20 protein-coding genes are annotated in these 17,839 nt (G+C 59.1%); 11 read left to right on the forward strand and 9 right to left on the reverse strand.

Translation table 11 applies throughout. The annotated features are described in order from the left end of the window. Nucleotides 1-113: 113 nt before the first annotated feature. Together sS8_RS17155 and sS8_RS17160 are read left to right on the forward strand one after the other, a co-directional pair. Nucleotides 114-314: a hypothetical protein gene (locus sS8_RS17155; RefSeq protein WP_119632865.1), complete on the forward strand. Its 201-nt coding sequence runs from the start codon at nt 114-116 to the stop codon at nt 312-314. Nucleotides 315-420: 106 nt separating this feature from the next. Next, nucleotides 421-651, forward strand: coding sequence for an acetyltransferase (locus sS8_RS17160; RefSeq protein WP_119630759.1), 231 nt, complete (start codon nt 421-423; stop codon nt 649-651). A 41-nt stretch (nt 652-692) separates the two neighbouring features. On the opposite strand, the gene nfi is transcribed toward sS8_RS17160, so the two are convergent. The 7 genes from nfi to gcvH form a co-directional block, all read right to left on the reverse strand. Next, nucleotides 693-1,361 (reverse strand): deoxyribonuclease V, encoded by a 669-nt coding sequence (nfi, locus tag sS8_RS17165; protein WP_197716552.1) that lies wholly within the window; start codon nt 1,359-1,361, stop codon nt 693-695. A gap of 41 nt (nt 1,362-1,402) precedes the next feature. Further along, a complete protein-coding gene (gene mazG / locus sS8_RS17170) occupies nt 1,403-2,197 on the reverse strand; it encodes a nucleoside triphosphate pyrophosphohydrolase (RefSeq protein ID WP_119630763.1) in 795 nt (264 codons plus the stop codon). Beyond that, complete coding sequence (locus tag sS8_RS17175; RefSeq protein ID WP_119630765.1) at nt 2,194-3,138, reverse strand: carbohydrate kinase family protein; 945 nt, start codon at nt 3,136-3,138, stop codon at nt 2,194-2,196. Before sS8_RS17175 ends, mazG begins: the two co-directional genes overlap by 4 nt. Before the next feature lie 20 nt (nt 3,139-3,158). Beyond that, on the reverse strand, nt 3,159-3,521 hold the full coding sequence (locus sS8_RS17180) for a diacylglycerol kinase (RefSeq protein ID WP_119630767.1): 363 nt from the start codon (nt 3,519-3,521) through the stop codon (nt 3,159-3,161). A 7-nt stretch (nt 3,522-3,528) separates the two neighbouring features. Beyond that, the gene (gcvPB, locus tag sS8_RS17185) at nt 3,529-4,977 is read right to left on the reverse strand and encodes an aminomethyl-transferring glycine dehydrogenase subunit GcvPB (protein WP_119632866.1); all 1,449 of its coding nucleotides are present in this window, start codon (nt 4,975-4,977) and stop codon (nt 3,529-3,531) included. Between the two features lie 19 nt (nt 4,978-4,996). Next, nucleotides 4,997-6,358 carry an aminomethyl-transferring glycine dehydrogenase subunit GcvPA gene (gene gcvPA / locus sS8_RS17190; protein ID WP_119630769.1) on the reverse strand — a complete coding sequence of 454 codons (1,362 nt, stop codon included), beginning with the start codon at nt 6,356-6,358 and terminating at the stop codon, nt 4,997-4,999. A 316-nt stretch (nt 6,359-6,674) separates the two neighbouring features. Beyond that, nucleotides 6,675-7,061, reverse strand: a complete 387-nt coding sequence (gene gcvH / locus sS8_RS17195) for a glycine cleavage system protein GcvH (RefSeq protein ID WP_119630771.1) — start codon at nt 7,059-7,061, stop codon at nt 6,675-6,677. Nucleotides 7,062-7,968: 907 nt separating this feature from the next. Here gcvH and sS8_RS17205 point away from each other — a divergent pair. Continuing rightward, entirely contained in the window at nt 7,969-8,637 is a 669-nt protein-coding gene (locus sS8_RS17205; protein ID WP_119630775.1) for an MlaC/ttg2D family ABC transporter substrate-binding protein, read from the forward strand. A gap of 14 nt (nt 8,638-8,651) precedes the next feature. On the opposite strand, the gene sS8_RS28230 is transcribed toward sS8_RS17205, so the two are convergent. Further along, on the reverse strand, nt 8,652-8,822 hold the full coding sequence (locus tag sS8_RS28230; protein WP_170161136.1) for a hypothetical protein: 171 nt from the start codon (nt 8,820-8,822) through the stop codon (nt 8,652-8,654). 240 nt (nt 8,823-9,062) lie between these two features. Beyond that, nucleotides 9,063-9,347, reverse strand: a complete 285-nt coding sequence (locus tag sS8_RS27715) for a hypothetical protein (protein WP_145986578.1) — start codon at nt 9,345-9,347, stop codon at nt 9,063-9,065. Here sS8_RS27715 and sS8_RS17210 point away from each other — a divergent pair. From sS8_RS17210 to sS8_RS17245, 8 genes are all read left to right on the forward strand, one after another. Beyond that, the gene (locus sS8_RS17210) at nt 9,346-9,537 is read left to right on the forward strand and encodes a hypothetical protein (RefSeq protein WP_119630777.1); all 192 of its coding nucleotides are present in this window, start codon (nt 9,346-9,348) and stop codon (nt 9,535-9,537) included. The two genes, sS8_RS27715 and sS8_RS17210, sit on opposite strands and share 2 nt — an antisense overlap. A gap of 115 nt (nt 9,538-9,652) precedes the next feature. After that, nucleotides 9,653-10,225 carry a hypothetical protein gene (locus tag sS8_RS17215; RefSeq protein WP_119630779.1) on the forward strand — a complete coding sequence of 191 codons (573 nt, stop codon included), beginning with the start codon at nt 9,653-9,655 and terminating at the stop codon, nt 10,223-10,225. 838 nt (nt 10,226-11,063) lie between these two features. Continuing rightward, nucleotides 11,064-12,041, forward strand: a complete 978-nt coding sequence (hflK, locus tag sS8_RS17220; RefSeq protein ID WP_119630781.1) for an FtsH protease activity modulator HflK — start codon at nt 11,064-11,066, stop codon at nt 12,039-12,041. Next, the gene (gene hflC / locus sS8_RS17225) at nt 12,038-13,018 is read left to right on the forward strand and encodes a protease modulator HflC (protein ID WP_119630783.1); all 981 of its coding nucleotides are present in this window, start codon (nt 12,038-12,040) and stop codon (nt 13,016-13,018) included. The genes hflK and hflC overlap by 4 nt, the downstream gene beginning before the upstream one ends. Before the next feature lie 121 nt (nt 13,019-13,139). Next, complete coding sequence (locus tag sS8_RS17230; protein WP_119632867.1) at nt 13,140-13,967, forward strand: M48 family metallopeptidase; 828 nt, start codon at nt 13,140-13,142, stop codon at nt 13,965-13,967. Nucleotides 13,968-14,260: 293 nt separating this feature from the next. Beyond that, complete coding sequence (locus sS8_RS17235; protein ID WP_119630785.1) at nt 14,261-16,777, forward strand: type VI secretion system Vgr family protein; 2,517 nt, start codon at nt 14,261-14,263, stop codon at nt 16,775-16,777. Nucleotides 16,778-16,799: 22 nt separating this feature from the next. Continuing rightward, nucleotides 16,800-17,312: a hypothetical protein gene (locus sS8_RS17240; protein ID WP_197716553.1), complete on the forward strand. Its 513-nt coding sequence runs from the start codon at nt 16,800-16,802 to the stop codon at nt 17,310-17,312. A 100-nt stretch (nt 17,313-17,412) separates the two neighbouring features. Next, nucleotides 17,413-17,838, forward strand: coding sequence for a DcrB-related protein (locus sS8_RS17245; RefSeq protein ID WP_170161137.1), 426 nt, complete (start codon nt 17,413-17,415; stop codon nt 17,836-17,838). Nucleotide 17,839 lies beyond the last annotated feature (1 nt).

The following is a 17,839-nucleotide window of genomic DNA, read 5'->3' on the forward strand; positions in this document are numbered from 1 at the left end:
GTATGCGCCGAATCGACACTACGGAACCGGGATTACGGGCTGGAGCGGGCTCCCGAAGCCTAGTAAAGTTTGCCCGGCAATTTCCCGATCCGGCTTTGCGAGTTGATCCGATCATGGACACAAAAGAAATATTCAAACGCTTACGTATCGGCTTGTCCCTAGTCGTTGGATTTTTTACCGGCAAGCTTCTGGCAACCACCATGCAGCATCACGCCTCGGAGTTTTTCATCGGCGGTTTCGGGGTGGGTGTTGTCCTGACCAACCTGGTTTACCGTGGCGTCGAGTCTCTTCGGGGCGGCAAGCATTCCGGGTGATCGCGGCGCCCGGAATTCCCGTTGCATCGCATTCGGATTCGCTCTACAGTAGACCTCAGGCCACGGATGACGGACCTTTAACGCATTCACGAGAGGAGACACTGCCATGTTTCTTAAACTGAAGAAGAATGGACATCTGGTCGAGGTCCTCAGTCTCAACGATTTGGTCAATCCCATCCATAAAACCGTCGTCGGGCGCTTGCATTGGGGCGAAGAGATGCAGGACCCGGAAAAATTCCAGAAAACCGACCTGGTCTTTCCGTCGGGCGAAACCCTTCCGATCTGCTGGACGGATGTTCATTACAGGGACAAGGAGCTTCCCGCAAGTAAACCGTAAGAGTATCGGCGGAGTTTCGCGGACTCCGCGCCCTTGAGCGTTCAGCCCGAAGCGAGGTGGTGCGCGTGCCGCGTCGTTTCGGGCAAGCGGTAGCGCGTGGTGCAGCGCATCACCCATTCCACGGCGCCGGACAGGGAGATGCGGTGGCCCGGCGATATGTAAACGGGTTTGACGCCCTGTCGGGTTCTCAGCACGGCGCCTATGGTTTCTCCCCGGTCCACGAGGGGAACCCAGGCGCCGCGCAAGTCGGGCACGTCGTCATGAGCCCCCAGAAGGCGTGTCTTGCCGACGCCTATCGTCGGAATATCGGTCAGCACGCCCAAATGACAGGCGATACCCAAGCGGCGGGGATGTGCATAGCCCTGGCCATCGACCAGCACTACGTCCGGTAGATCGCCCAAGTTCTCCAGGGCATCCAGGATGGCCGGAATTTCCCGGAAGGAAAGAAGGCCCGGAACATAAGGAAAAGAGGTCGGACGCCTCGCCACGGCGCTGTCGATCGGCAGCAGGTCGGGGACGCTCAGGTTTACCACCGCCGCCCGGGTGACGGTGCCGTTCTCTTCGAAACCGACGTCCACCCCGGCCACGCATCGGATCTGCTCCGGCAGGTCATCGCGCAGGCTGACGAACTCCCGGAGCCGGTTCTGAATGGCTATGGCCTGTTTCGGCGTGACCTCCCAGGAGTGTTGGTGCCGCAGTTCCAGTTTCAACGCCGTTGCGATCGGTTGCGTGCCATGCCGTCGGCTTCGGTCTATTCGGACAAACTTCGCTTCGCCTCGTCCCATAAGGCGTCCAGCTCGGCCAGGGTGGATTCGGCCAGGGTTTTCCCCCGAACCGCCAATTGCTCTTCGATATAGCGAAATCGGCGGACGAACTTTCGGTTGCCGTTCCGTAGCGCCGTCTCGGCATCGACTTCGAGATGCCGGGCCAGGTTGACGAGGACGAACAGCAAATCGCCGATTTCTTCGTGGATATGGCTTTGCTCGCCGCTTGCACGGGCAGCCTCGAGTTCGGCCAGTTCTTCCCGAACCTTGTCGAAAACCGGCCCTATCTCGGGCCAGTCGAAGCCGTAGCGCGCGGCCCGCTTCTGCAGTTTCTGCGCGGCCACGAGGGCCGGCAAATTCGCGGCGATTCCGCTCAATACGCTGTCGCCATCCGCCGTCTTGCCTTTTTCCCGGCGCTCTTCGAGTTTGGACGATTCCCAATAGGCATGCCTTTCGGCGTCGGTTTCGAACACGGCCTCGCCGAAAACATGCGGATGACGACGTATCAGCTTCTCGCTGATGGCTCCGGCAACGTCCTCGAAAGTGAAGAGGCCGCGGTCCTCGGCGATCCGCGAGTGGAAAACGACCTGCAACAGCAGATCGCCCAGCTCGTCGCGCAAATCCGGGATGTCGCCGCGTTCCGCCGCGTCCGCGACTTCGTACGCCTCTTCCAGGGTGTACGGCACGAGACTCGCGAAATCCTGCCGCAAGTCCCAGGGGCACCCGGTTTCGGGATCGCGCAGGCGCGCCATGATGTCCAATAGGCGCTGGATATTCGTCATATCCGGTCGGGCAGCTCGCAACCGAAGCTTTCCCGGTAGCGCTCCTTGAACGCGTGCAGGGTAAAGCTGTGGTTCTGGGTGCCGTAAGTCTCGACCTTGATCGCTCCCATCAGCGATGCGATCCGCCCTATCGTGGGCCAGTCGAATTCTTCCAGAAGGCCGTAGATCAGCCCGGCACGGTAGGCATCGCCGCAGCCGGTCGGATCGAGCACCGCGTTCGGCTTTGCGGGCGGAATTTCATGACGGATTCCGTCGGCGTAAATCACCGATCCTTGCGAGCCTTTCGTGACAATGAGCGCCTCGACGCGTTGTGCGAGCTGTTCCGGTGAGAGGCCGGTGCGCTCCTGCATGAGCTGGGCTTCGTAATCGTTCAAGGTCACCCAGCTTGCCTGGTCGACGAAACTCAGGAGTTCCTGTCCGTCGAACATCGGCATGCCCTGGCCGGGGTCGAAGATGAACGGGATGGCGGCTTCGGCGAACTGGGCGGCGTGCTGAACCATGCCGTCCTTGCCGTCCGGCGCCACGATACCGATACGGACATCGCGATCGGCCGGCACCCGGTTCAGGTGGGAAAACGACATGGCGCCCGGATGAAAAGCCGTGATCTGGTTGTCGTCCATATCCGTGGTGATATAAGCCTGTGCCGTGTAGCTGTCGCCCAGGACTTTGATGAAGTCCTGATTGATGCCGCAGTACCCCAGCCACTGTGCGTACGGTGTGAAATCCTTGCCCACCGTGGCCATGGGCAGGGGATCCGTGCCCAGAAGCTTGAGGTTGTACGCGATGTTGCCGGCGCAGCCGCCGTATTCGCGGCGAAGTTCCGGAACCAGGAACGAAACGTTCAGGATATGGACCTGGTCCGGCAGGATGTGATTCTTGAATCTATCCTGAAACACCATGATGGTGTCGAAAGCCACGGAGCCGCAGATCAAAGCTGTCATTCTTCTTACCTTATTTATATTTATCGCATCAAAACCACTAACCAGACCGCACCGGCGAGCACCAGCGCGCAGAACACGGCCGCCGATCCGATATCCTTGGCGCGGCCGGACAATTCGTGCCGTTCGAAACCGATGCGGTCGACCGTCGCTTCCACCGCGCTGTTCAACAATTCGACGACCAGGACGTTCAGCAATACGCCGATCAGCAGCGCACGTTCGATGGCGTCTTGACCGATCCATAGGCCCAGGGGAACGCCGGCAAGGACCAGCAGGCATTCCTGCCGAAACGCTTCCTCGTTCAGCCAGGCGGCGCGGATGCCGGCGATGGAATTGGTGAATGCCGCGTAAACGCGGGCGATGCCCGTGAGAGGTTGTCCAGCCATGGGAATCTTATTCGGATCTATAGGCGAGATCGGGATGGCGCGCCGCGCGGACTTCGTCCAAACGGCGTACCGGCAGCGAATGCGGTGCGCTCTTGACCCGGTCCGGTTCGGTCTCCGCTTCCTGCAAAATGGCGGCCATCACCTGTATGAACGCATCCAGGGTCTCCTTGCTTTCCGTCTCGGTCGGCTCGATGAGGAAACATTCGGGAATCAAAAGCGGGAAGTATACAGTCGGCGCATGTACGCCATAATCCAATAGGCGCTTGGCGAAGTCCAGCGCCGTGACATGACGCTCTTTGGCCAACCGTTTCAGCGTGATGATGAATTCATGGGCGGCGCGGCGCTGCGGAAAGGCCGGTTCGAACCCGTTTTCGACCAGCTTCCTGAGCAGATAATTGGCGTTCAGGGTCGAAAATTCCGCCACTCGCTCGAGGCCTGCGCGTCCCAGCATTCTGATGTAGATGTAAGCGCGCAGGAGAACGCCGACATTGCCCGCGAACGTGACCAGATGCCCGATGCTCTGAGGCTGCTCGGATTCGGTGAGCATGCGATAGCGCGCCCCGTCCGCCACGATGACGGGCAGCGGCAGAAACGGCAGCAGCTTGTGATCCACGCCCACCGGGCCTGCGCCCGGCCCGCCGCCGCCGTGGGGCGTCGAGAAGGTCTTGTGCAGATTGAGATGAATGACGTCGAAACCCATATCGCCGGGGCGCACTTTGCCGGCAATGGCATTCAGATTGGCGCCATCGTAATAGAGCAGCCCGCCGGCCTTGTGGACGACGTCGGCAATGGCCTGAATGTGCTGGTCGAACACCCCCAGCGTCGAGGGATTGGTGAGCATGATGCCGGCCGTCTGCGGACCCACGGCCTGATCCAGCGCCGCGAGGTCCACGTTGCCGTCGGAATCGGTGGCGATTTCCCGTACCCGGAAACCGCCCATGGTGGCGGAAGCGGGATTGGTGCCGTGCGCGGCGTCCGGCACCAGCATCTCGGTCCGTGCGGAATCGCCTCGCGACAGGTGGTAAGCCCGGATCATGGCGACCCCGGCGAACTCGCCCTGAGCCCCCGCCGCACAGGCCAGCGAAACCCCGGCCATGCCGGTAATTTCCCGGAGCATCTCCTGGAGTTCGTACAAACAGGCCAAGGTTCCTTGTCCGGCCCGCTCCAGCCCGAGCGGATGCGTATCCAGAAATCCGGGCAAGCTCGCCAGGTCGTGGCACGCCTTGGGGTTGTACTTCATGGTGCAGGAGCCCAGCGGATAAAACTGGGTGTCGATGGCGTAGTTTTGCTGGGATAGGCGGGTGTAATGACGAACCGCATCCAGCTCGGAAACTTCCGGCAGGGCCGGAGGCGTGTTGCGCAACAAATGACCCGGAATAAGCGGCGATTCCGCGGTTTCCGGAAGCAACTGGGCAAGCGCGGCGCGCCCCGGGCGCGAACGATCGAAGATCAGCATGCTATCGGCTCCGCCTTTTTCAGTCATGACCAAGCAGCGAGGCTATTTCACACAGGTACGATTCGATATCCTCCCGGGTACGCGTCTCCGTTACGCAAACCAGAATCGCTTCGCCGAGTTCCGGGTACTCCCGCGTGAGTTCGTAACCGCCGAGAATTCCCCGTTCCGCCAGGCCGTCCATGATCTCCCGGGCAGGCCTCCGGGTGCGGATGACCGCCTCGTGGAAGAATGGCCCCGCGAATACCCGATCGACGCCCTCGATACCCGCCAGACCTTGCATCAGGCTCACCGTATTCCGATGCGACTGCAATGCCACCCGTCTTAATCCTTCCGGTCCGAGCAGCGCCATGTAAATCGTCGCGGCGGTGACCATCAGGCCCTGGTTGGTGCAGATATTGGAGGTCGCTCGGCCGCGACGGATGTGCTGCTCCCGCGCCTGCAGGGTGAGCGTGAAACCGGGCTTGCCGTCGACATCGACGGTTCGGCCTACCAGACGTCCCGGCAACTGGTGCAGGTGCGCCTTGCGGCAGCACATGAATCCGAAATACGGTCCGCCTCCGGACAGCGGAATGCCCAAAGGCTGCCCGTCACCGCAAGCGATATCGGCTCCCTCCCGCCCCCATTCGCCCGGCGGCTTGAGGACAGCCAGGGCCATGGGATTGACCAGCGCGATGGCGATGGCTCCGTTGGCGGCGGCCCAATCGGTCAGCTCGTCCACCGCTTCGAGTACGCCGAAGAAGTTGATCTGGGGTATCACGAGGGCGGCGACGTCCGTGCCCGAATGGGTTTCCAGGGCGGCCGGATCGATGCGCCCGGTCTCCAAGTCGTACGGCAACTCGATCAGTTCCAGCGCTTGGCTGCCGACGATGGTCTCGACCACCCGCCGGTAAAAAGGATGCACGGTTTTCGGCATCAGGATGCGCCGCGAATGCGATTTCCGGTTCGTCCGCACCGCCATCAACACCGCTTCCGCGAGGCTGGTCGCGCCGTCGTAGAGCGACGCGTTCGATACGTCCAAGGCGGTGAGGCTCGCCATCATGCTTTGATATTCGTACAGCACATGTAGCGTGCCTTGGCTCGCTTCCGCCTGGTAGGGCGTATAGGCGCTGTAAAATTCGCCCCGGCCGGCGACGGCCCAAACCGCAGCGGGCACGTGGTGTTCGTAAGCCCCGGCGCCGGCAAAGCAGAGTAGCGGACGGTTTTGGCCGGCCCGGGCGTGCATCAGCCGCGCGACTTCCATTTCCTTCAAGGCGGGCGGGAGATCGAGCGGGCGGCAACGCAAACTCGCCGGTATCTCGTCGAAAAGCACCCCGATCGACGCTGTACCGAGCGCTGCAAGCATCTCGCGGATATCGTCTTCGGTATGAGGAATGAATGGCATGGGCTAGGCTAAGGAGGGATTGCTTCGATAAATATTTTTACCCCCGCCGGAAAAGAATGCTACCGGGCAAAGCAATTCGATCGAGTATCGCAAGGCATGGTTCTTATGCCCTCACCCGTCCCCTTCCGCGAAAACGTCGGGATAGGATTAAGGGCAAAGGCGCATCGAATTCACGCAGTGCTGCACTCGCCGGAAATGGAACATCACCGCTTTCCGGTACACTTGCACCGGAAACTACTATGCCTGTTTCGGCCCCTCGATCCGATTCAGCGGCATCGCCACCGAGAGGGGGCACCCGACGAAAAGGGCGAACCGTTCAATCGGCCTCGGCGCCCGCTTTATAAGCTTCGGCATCCAAAAGGCTGTTTAGTTCGGAAAGATCGTCGGCCTTAACGCAGAACAGCCAAGCGGCATAGGCGTCTTGATTGATGGCTTCGGGAGCGTCCGACAAGGTCGCGTTGACCTCGACGATTTCGCCGGATACCGGGCTATAAATATCGGAAGCCGCTTTCACCGATTCCACCACGGCGCACGCTTCGCCCGCCCGGACCCGCCGGCCCACGTCCGGCAATTCGACATAGACCACATCGCCCAATTGCTCCTGGGCGAAATCGGAGATACCCACGCGCACATTTCCGCCGTCCTCCGGCCTGGCCCATTCGTGGGTCGTCGCATACTTCAAATCGCCCGGCAATCTGCTCATCGTCCTCCCCTATTTCCGTTTATCCGAAGTTACCAACATTCCGGTCAAGGTACGGGAAAACCACGCGATGGTAAAGGGTGGGGCTCGGGAAACGCGGCGTTTCGTCATCGTTACAGCTAACGCCTGGAACGACCACGCGGCCGTGGGCCATGGAAGGGCTTCCCGGAACCGTAAGGCCGCCGTTCCCAGCGGGGGGAATGGTCCCTGGGGCGAAAAGACCGCCTGTCGTGATAACGAAACGGCTTATCGAAGCGATGTCGCGGGCCTTCGTAGTGGCGGAACGGTTTATCATAGCGATAGCGCCGGTCCCGATAATAGGGACGACGGTGCCGCTCAAACCCATAGCGGCGTGGGCCATAGCCGTAAGGTCGCCGGTACGTGTAGGGGTAAACACCGAATCCTTGAAAATAGCCATAAGGATAATAATCGTACCGGTAGTAGGGACTCGGATAGCCCGCGCCAACACCCACGCGGTAATGCATGCCCGTTCCGCAGCCGCTCACCAGCGCACTGACGGTCGCGAAAAGCAGGATCCGGAAAAACCGACGCCATCCGGTAAGACGGACACCCTTGAACATCACTGGCATAAAACCGGTCAGAGTCACAGTTTTGATACCCTCTTAGACCCCGTAAGCGCCGAAAAATCATGGCTGTGTCGATTATTCTCCTCGTGTTCCGGGCGCACTTCAAACGCCGGAATCGAACATATCTGGCACGGACAGTGCTTATTCAATAATGACAGATCCGGCCGGCACACGAAGAAAAAAAGGCCATTACCGCCAACCGGAGAAGCCGGTATGATTGACGTTTATTCCGGACTCAGGACCCCGAGAAAGCAACGTCTCGCCCGTAAAGTCGGATCCGTCGCTGGAGGTTTCACTTTGTTCATCTTGATAAGAGCTAGCCGATGACTTTTCAATTCACCTCAAAAAGCAAGGTTCTGTTGGCTTTGTGTTTGATATTTCTTGAGTTCTTTCCTGTTCTGAGCCGTGCCGAGACGCTGCTTCCACCTCAACAGGTCATACAGGAAACGTCGGATGCCGTGAAGCAGGCCTTACGGGAATATGACTACAAGCTCGACCTTTCCAAGGCGACCCGCATCGTCAAGGAAATCCTGGAGCCCCATGTCGACGTCGATCGTGCCGCCCTGCTCATTCTCGGCAAGCACTGGCGGACCGCGACCCCCGAGCAGCGGCAACGTTTCAAGGACGAATTCCGCAAGCTGCTCATTCGCACCTACACCACGGCATTTACCGAATACAAGGACTGGGACATCCGCTATCTGCCGCTCAATACACCCTTGGCCGACAAGAAAGCCATCGTCAGAACCGAGATTCTCCAGTCGGGCGCCAAACCGCTCGCCGTCGACTACCGCATGATCGAAATCTCCGGCGAATGGAAAGTTTATGATGTGCTGATTGAAGGCATCAGCCTGGTACAAAACTATCGCACCACATTCAGCGAAGACATTGCCCGAACCGGCTCCCTGGACAGCGTGATCGAGCAATTGTCCAAACGCAACGCGGCGGGATCGAAAGCCTCGATTAACGGGACAGCCCTCTCGCCATCCACCTAAAGCCGCTTCCCCAGCTATACGGGTGTCGCTTTAGTGACACCCGTATAGTCGTCCGGAAGCGACATATTCTTGGGCAGCTCCGCACCGGGAGCGACTTCGACGACTCGTCGCCCGCTCTCGGTTTTGCGCATGATCGCCCATTCCCGCCGCGCCTTCGCTTCAGGAAATTGGTCGGAAAGGCTCATTCATCAACCGTTTTCAGGTTCTCGGCGAGCGCGCCTTTCCGAAATTCTTGCTTCTCAAAACCCTAGATGGGTTCGTCGGCAAAGGATTGCCGATCCACAAAGGCCCAAAACCGCCAGAGCATTGTCATATCTGCCGTAGGGATACCCGCGAGTAGGTCGGGAATCTTTTGCAATCGCAAACGGCGTCTTCGGGAGCGCCGAAACCGCCCTTCCCGACGCCACGTTCCGGCCGAGCGTCTTCTACGATGTTTGAATCGATTCACCCGAACCGAAGGCACCAACGACTTCCACCGAGTCCGTTTTGTCGTATGAGCGAGATGAAAACGCTCTCATACCTGAGTGTCCGCCAGCCTTTGTGGCGCGCTTCTTGGTTAATTTTTCACAGATTCGAATTTCATTTTTTTCTATCGTTACGATTCGACACGGCTGTAGTCGTCCGCTTGTTTTTGTTCCCTGGCGGATGCGCAGGACGAAACGGTAAGTTCCAACCTTGCCCCAGGATTTACTCAAGTGTTCCTCCATCATGAATACTTACGACGTTTATCTCTATCTCGACGGGCGTACCCAAATAATCAAAATCAGGGCATCGTCCAGCTTGGAAGCCAAAGCGATTGCCGAAGCCCGGTTGGGCATCGCCGAGCATGGATTCGATCAAGACAGGCGTGTATTTGCCGTGAGCGAACGCCAAGATCCGGACGCATGCCGAGAAGAATGACGCACTTGCGATATCCTCCCTAGAAATATTATCGAGTCGATCTTATTATCGTCTCAGGTGCTCGACACGTATTTGGTCGACACCTTAACTGATAGCCGATAAAGGAGATCTCTCGATGAAAACTATAAAATCGATAACCCTGTTCAGTACCTTCACGTTCGCCGCCCTCGCACCCGCCTTGGGCTGGGCCGAAACGGCCGATTACCTAAAGGTGAAAGAATCGCAAGTGGAATGGGAAAGCAAGGGCAAAGAAAAAGCTCTTGATATCGAAATCGAAACCTCGGGCGCCGTGCCGATGGACGGCAAAGCCGGGGCGTTCGGTTACGGCGCCCTGACCGACGGGACCAACAATGTCTTGGTCTTGGTGACCCATTTGCCGATACAGGACAGCACGCATGTGGATCCGAAGAGCGGCTTTCATGCGCATGTGCTCGATCTGAAGCAACCTACCTCGGCCTGCCCGGGCGCCACACTCGAAGTGGATTTGGAAAATTCCGGGAACAACAAAGCCTTCGACGCCAATTACACCTGGTCAGTCAAAGACAAGAAGATCAAAATCGAGGACATTCCGGCAGGCGATCTCGGCGACGCAGGCGTGGAGAACCTCGTCACCTTTACCATCAAGCCGGTGCTGGACGCGAAGCAAAATCCGACCAATCTTTGTGTAACGGTTGCGGAACAGATCTAAGCATTCATTCAGGCTCGGCCGGCGGCGCTTAAGTTCGCCGCCGGCTACCGGAATATCCGTCGGCAGACCCGGATGTCCGAAACGCATTCTCTTTTTTCATTCCAAGCTTGAGTCGTATGCGGTGAAAGGGATAAATCCCGGAACGGATGCACCGCCCAAAAAGAAGCCTCGGTTATACCGAGGCTTTGTATCAGGTGAGGTTAAGAGGAGAGTAAAAAATGAGCTGAGGAAATTCTAACGCATCTCTTTTATTCCTATCAAGACTAACGTGGTCTAGTTTTATTCCACAATTGAATAATAATTCACCCCGGACCCGGCCGGTTCTTAACAGGCGAAGGCGGCGTCCGGCGCAAAGCGGTGGCGTGCATCCCCCGCTTTAAGATGTTCCGGCGCGCCATTCCCCGATACACCGGGAATGTGCTCGGCCCGCGGCGCTAGTCCCGGGAGAGGCGGCAAAATCAAGCATGGTCTCGACAGCGTCCCGCGAACCGTTCGGTGAGCCCGATACGCTTTCGTGCCCCCTGGTTAGCTTAATAGGGATTGCCGGCCCCGACTTCAAGAGCACGCCGATCACCCGCACCCGTCCCGCGGGAGCCGGGGCGGCCATTATCGCCCCCTTTCGAGGAGTGTATTGGCGGTATCGAGGATGATATCCAAGAACCCGCGATTTCTTGCGGAGCCTCGAAATTTCGGTCTTAAATTTTAAAGGCCGACAGCACCGGCCAAAATTTCGCGCGCGGCATCCACATCCACGCGCCGCCGGACTATTCTTGATTTGTCCGACATCGGTTAGAGTTTCTCCCTGCCTACTCTTTATATATTCGAAGGAAAAACTTGCGTGAGTAGTGTAAATCCGTCCTTCAAGCGCTTCTTGGGTCCGATTCCCGTCTCACCGCCGCGAATCCTGCTGATCATTTTGCTCATCGTCCTGGCGTGGACATCGTATTACACGATACCCGCGGAATCGGAGGGCATCGTGCTCCGGTTCGGAAAGTACATTCTCAAGGTTCCGCCCGGCTTGCATTTCAAACTTCCGCTGGGTATCGATTCGGTAGTCGAGGTACCCACACAGCGGCAGCTGAAGCTGGAATTCGGCCTCACCACAGCCGGCTATACCCATCCGGATCAGGTGGGAAAGGAGCCCGCCAAAGAAAAATCCATGGTCACCGGGGACCTGAATGCCGCGCTCGTCGAGTGGGTTGTGCAATACCGGATCACCGAACCGGAAACCTTTCTCTTCGCGGTGCGCAATCCGGGCCAGACCTTGCGCGATCTTTCCGAATCGGTCATGCGGGAAGTCGTCGGCGACCGGACGGTCGACGAAATCATTACCATCGGCCGGCAGGAAATCGAGGACTCGGTCCTTGCCCGGTTACGGGAACTGGCGAACCTATATCGCCTCGGCGTGACCGTCAATCAGGTGCAGTTGAAAAACGTCAACCCGCCGGTGCCCGTGCAACCCTCCTTCAATGAAGTAAACCGGGCCCAGCAGGACCGGGAGAATGCCATCAATCTGGCCAACGGCGAATACAACAAGGCGGTGCCCCGTGCCCGCGGCGAGGCAGACCAGGAAATCCGTGCGGCCGAAGGCTACCGATTCAAGCGTATCAACGAAGCGGAAGGCGATGCTGCCGCCTTCGGCGCGGTTCTCGAGCAATACATCAAAGCGCCGGAAATCACCCGTGCGCGCCTTTACCTCGAAACGCTCGGCGACGTTCTCCCCGAGGCCAAGCAATCGATCATCGTGGACGAATCGGTACAGCAGATCTTGCCGATGCTGCCCTTACCCGCGCGCCTGCCGGAGGATAAGCCATGAGCCTGACCAGGACTTTAGCGATTCTAATCGCCCTCTTGGCGGCAGCGTTGATACTGTTGTCCGCGTTTACGGTGAACGAAACCGAACAAGCGATCGTCACCCAGTTCGGAAGGCCGGTCCGCGAACCCATTACCGATCCGGGTCTACACTTCAAAGTCCCTTTCATTCAGCAAGTCACCCGCATCGACAAGCGCTACCTGGCCTGGGACGGACCGATGGTGGAAATGTCGACCAAGGACAAGACCTATATCCAGGTGGACACCTTCGCCCGTTGGCGCATTACCGATCCCATGCGGTATTACCTCAGGCTCAGGGACGAACGGAGCGCACAATCGCGTCTGGAAGATATCCTGGGCAGCGAAACCCGCACGGCCATCGCCAGGCATGAACTGATCGAAGTGGTGCGCACCGACAAGACACGCCGACCGATGCAGGATGAAAGCGTGACGGGAGCACTGTCGGCAGTGGGCGGGCTTGGCGTCTTGCGTCCGATCCGGTACGGGCGCCTGGAAATCGAAAAAGGGATTTTCAACGCTGCGGCTCCGAAACTCGCCGAATTCGGCATCGAACTTCTCGACATCCGGCTCAAGCGCATCAATTACAATCCGGGCGTGCTGGAACGCATACACCAGCGCATGATCAGCGAACGCCTGCAGATCGCCCAGCGATTCCGGTCCGAAGGCGAGGGCGAGGCCGCCCGGATTTCCGGGAACAAGGATCGTGACATCAACGAAATCGAATCGGCCGCCTACAAGCGGGTTCAGGAAATCCGCGGCGAGGCCGATGCAAAAGCCACCGAGATTTATGCAAGAGCGTACACCCAGCGCCCCGAAGCGGCGGATTTTTACCGTTTCCTGAAGAGCCTCGAAACCTATCGCAAGGTCATCAAGGGAGAATCCACGGTCGTACTGTCGACCAACAGCGACCTCTTCGCGTTGCTCAAGCGAATCGAGCAAAAGGGCGGCCGCGACCGATAGCGCCGGAGCCGCGAACAATATGATGGGTAAGCGATCGGACCGGATCTTGCGGGACTCTCGGCAGCCGAACACCGGAATCTTTCGCAGAATTTTCGACGTCAAATCGGCATCGGATGGTTTGATGAGACAAGATCTGTTAGTACATCGACTATTGGCGGCTCTCGTTGCCATCCCGCTTTCGCTCGGCGTCAGCGGCTGTTCGACCAATCCCATCACCGGCCGCAGCCAGATCATGCTGGTCAGCGATGACCAGGCTGCCCGGCAGTCGGCGCAAGCCTACGATCAGTTGCTGATGAACGCCGGAGGCCAGGGGGTACTGAACGAAGATCCCGTCATGCTCGACCGGGTTCGATCCATCGCGGAGCCGTTGATCGAGCAAGCGGTCGCACTGCGCCCGGAGACCCGCAACTGGCAATGGGAAGTGCATGTTCTGACCAGCGACCAAGTCAATGCCTGGTGCATGGCGGGCGGCAAGATTGCCGTGTATACCGGCCTGCTCCGGAAAATCCGTCCTACCGATGACGAATTAGCCCAGGTTTTGGGACACGAAATCGCCCACGCGCTGCTTTCGCACCAGGCCGAAAAAATGTCGCGGGTCCGGCTTCAGAAGCTCGGCCTGGGTCTGGGCGTGCTGGCCGGAGCCGTTGCGGGTTACGATTTGGGCGGCGTGGCCGGGCTGGCCGATACACTCGCGACCATCAGCTTGCAGTTGCCCAACAGCCGCAAGGCCGAGAACGAAGCGGACGCGGTCGGCATCGAACTCGCCGCCAAAGCGGGATATGACCCGTTTGCCGCCATTTCTCTGTGGGAAAAAATGATCCAGGTCGGAGGCAGCGGCGGCCCGGACTGGCTGAGCACCCACCCGAACCCTGAACAGCGTCTACAGAGCATGCGGACGAAAGCGCAGGCGGTGATGCCGCTCTATGAAGCCAATCGCCGCGTGCGCTAAACCGGCTTGCTCATAGGCGAACAAGGCAGCATTCTCGGCTTTGTTCGCGGATGCTCTCCTCGCTGACCGCGTACTGCCCGAATCAGGGTCTATACTCAATTCCGTATCCGAGCTCACGATCCCCGCCACTGAAACTTCTACTCGCCAGAGTATGCGGCACTGTCCGGCCACGCTAACGCCAGTACAGAACGAACGTTCTTATTGACAGTCCACCTCATGGCAGTGTATCAACCCTGCTACAACGGCAGGGGTGACGTTGGGAACTGGATTATTATTGAACGGGACCATCACACATGGACTATTTCCAAAGAACACGACTGATCAAGGTTTATTCCCCGCTCGGCCCGGACGTGTTGCTGTTTCACGACATGACCGGCCGGGAGCGCCTGGGCGGCCTGTTCAGCTATACCCTGGATCTCCTCAGCACCGTCGGCAGCCTCAACCCGGACCAGCTCCTCGGCGACCGCCTGGATGTCGCCCTGACCCTCCCCGACGACAGCGTCCGCTATTTCAACGGCGTCGTCTGCCGCTTCGCCCAACTCGGCGCCACCGAGGACGAACGGCGTACCCTGGTCCATTACCGGGTGACCTTGAGACCCTGGCTCTGGCTGCTCACCCGCACCGCGAACTGCCGCATCTTCCAAAAGAAAACCGCCCCCGACATCATCGTCAAGGTGTTCCGCGACCACGGCTTCACCGATTTCGAAGCGCGCCTCACCCGCACCTATCCGCTGCGGGACTACTGCGTCCAATACCGCGAATCCGACTTCAACTTCGTCAGCCGGCTCATGGAAGAAGAAGGCCTCTACTATTTCTTCGAGCACACCCGGGGCAAGCACACCCTGATCCTGGCCGATGCCGCCGCCGCCCACCCGAAGATGCCCGGCTACGAATCCATCCCCTACTTCGAACCGAACAACAGCGTCCGGCGCGAGCGCGATCACCTGTACGCCTGGTCGTTCGCCCGCGCGATCCAGCCGGGCCGGTACACCCTCACCGACTACGACTTCACCAAGCCCCGGGCGGACCTCAAGGTCAAGCACCGGCAGCCGCGCCCTCATGCCCAGGCCGAATGGGAAGTGTTCGACTACCCGGGCCGCTATGCCCAGCCCGAGCACGGCGAGCATTACGCCCGCACCCGTCTCGAAGCCTTCCACGCCCGGCACGAACAGGCCCGGGCCGAGGGCAATGCCCGCGGCCTGACCTGCGGCGCGCTGTTCAACCTGACCGATTACCCCCGCGCCGATCAGAACCGCGAATACCTGATCGTCGCCGCCACCTATCGGCTGCAAAGCGATGCGTACCTGTCGGGCGGTTCCGTCCTCGAAGGGGACGCATTCCACTGCACCCTGACCGCCCTCGACAGCCGCCAGCCCTACCGGCCGCCGCGCAAGACCCGGAAGCCCTTCGTCCAGGGGCCGCAGACCGCGGTGGTGGTGGGTCCCCCGGGCGAGGAGATCTACACCGACCGCCATGGCCGGGTGAAGGTCCAGTTCCACTGGGACCGGGAAGGGCAGCGGAACGAGAACAGCTCGTGCTGGCTCCGGGTGTCGCAGCCCTGGGCGGGCCAGGGCTGGGGCACGGTGGCGATCCCCCGGATCGGCCAGGAAGTCATCGTCGATTTCCTGGAAGGCGACCCCGACCAGCCCCTCATCACCGGGCGGGTGTACAACGCCCAGCAGCGGCTGCCGTATCCCTTGCCGGCCGCGGCCCACATGATGGGGTTCAAGAGCAACTCCACGCCGGGCGGCAACGGCTATTGCGAGATGGTGATCCACGACCGGGCCGGCGAGGAGAAGATCGTCCTCCATTCGCAGAAGGACATGAGCACCACGGTGCAAAACAATCAGTCCACCGTGGTGAACGGGCCGTTTCAAACTACGGTCGTCCATAACGGTTTCCAGGAAACGTCGGTCAAGAAACACGTCCGGCTCGAATCGGTCACCGAACACATCGAGATCACCGCCGCGACCCGCATCACGCTGACCTGCGGCGCCAGCCAGATCACCCTGGACAAGGACGGCAACATCACGATTCTGGGAAAACAAATCATCTCGGCCGCTACGACGGACAACGTATTGATGGGAAAGCCGATCCATCTGAATCCGGGATCTGCGATACCCGCCCGCATTGCTCCCGCGAACTCGGAAGTCCCGTTAGTAGGTGCGAGCGGCGAGCGTGGTAGCCGGTCATCATCATCCGCATCGAATACCGCTCCGACAAAGCCGCCAACGTCAAGTATTCCAGCGGTCGAGACCGGACTGGGAAGCGAGGTGGACAAACTCGCAGCGAAATCCCCCTCGCTGCAGAAAGACTTGCAAAAGCTAAGAGACGAGAAGTGGAACATTTCCTATGGTCCTGCTGGTAAAGGATCGTTCGTTGACAGAAAAGAAAGGCTTATTACCATTGATGGTTCGGAAAAGGGGAAACCGCGTACAACAGTTCTTTCTCTTTCCCACGAAGTTGGACATGCCCAATACTCCTATACCCGGGACTATTCTTCCAAAGAGGCCTACGTGAACGGTGCGTTAGCCGACGAAGGGGCGGCCACACTCAACAATATCAAGGTGAGACGCGAAATCCTCGCCAATGGCGGTCCGGACATCGGCATCGCTGGCAATTCAGCCAACCATGCCGCCTACAACGCGGCGTACGATCAGGCTCTGAAAGACGGCGACCTGTCGAACGCGCGCCATTCAATCGGTCAAATATTCGGCAAAGGGGAAAGGACCTCAAATACTGGACAGAGTTATGCAGACTATTACGGAGGCTGGTATGACAAGGCATTTCCGTCCAAGAAACCGAAGTGAGCTGAGTGCCCGGTTAGGCCGGATGAGTCTGGCCGCCTGGTTGATCGCATGGGGCGGAGCAAACGCTCAAACCGAGGAAAAATCCATGAAACATTCACCGTTATCTCTTTGGCAGGTCGTTGCCGTATTAACCGAGCAATCGCCGTACACCAAAGCCAAGATTGAAGGCTTGCTGCCGGTGACGCTTGTCGAAAGGAAAACTTTCGGCAGCGACATAAACCAGTTTTTCAAGAGCGACCCTGTTTTGTTGAACGACGGTTCGGTGATCCTCAACATCGACCTGCGCCTCAAACGCCACGGGTTTGATCCCGGCTTCTTGGTCCTGGAGCTTGGTGGAACCTGCGTCCCACTGGAGGAAGTTCGCGGCCATTATGGTGACCTCCAGATTACCGATACCCCTCACGGCCACTCGTTAGATGAAAAGACTTCCTACACGGCCTATCTGCCTTGGGGAGAATTGTCTTTCGGTTTTGCCGAACGCAACCCGGATTGTTTAGCCTCGATCGTCTTCGAACCTAAGAAAGGTGGCATGTGATGGGGCGATGAGTTTCGAAACGATACACGAAACTGCAGTTGCCAGCCCTCCGGCCGTCATGTCAGAAGTTCAACAAACCCAACCGATAAGCGAGACCGTCATGGAAAACATCGGCGAAGGCGTCCTGGCCCTCCCGGCCGAGTGGCACAACGCGAGCATCCATATCTTCACTGCCCAGCCGCCCGGCTCACCGGGCCTGAGCATTACCGTCAACCGCGACCGGCTGCCGTTCGGCACCGACCTGGAAACCTACGCTGAAGACCAGCTCGAAAAGCTCCGGCATCAGCTCAAGGCCTTCGAGCTCAAGGCTAAAGAAGCCTTTCAGCTGGACGGGCGCCCCGCTTGCGCCTTGGAATTCGTCTGGCACACCGACGACGCCGGCCCAGTGCATCAGCTCCTGGTGTGCGTGGCCGACGGACAGAAGCTGCTGAATTTCGCCGCCTCCAGCCAGGGACTGATGAACGCATCGCAGCGCGCCGAAGTCCGCCGCATCCTGTTGTCGTTCCGCTTCCACCCCGCGGCCTGAC

The organism is Methylocaldum marinum (genome assembly GCF_003584645.1).
GTDB lineage: Bacteria > Pseudomonadota > Gammaproteobacteria > Methylococcales > Methylococcaceae > Methylocaldum > Methylocaldum marinum.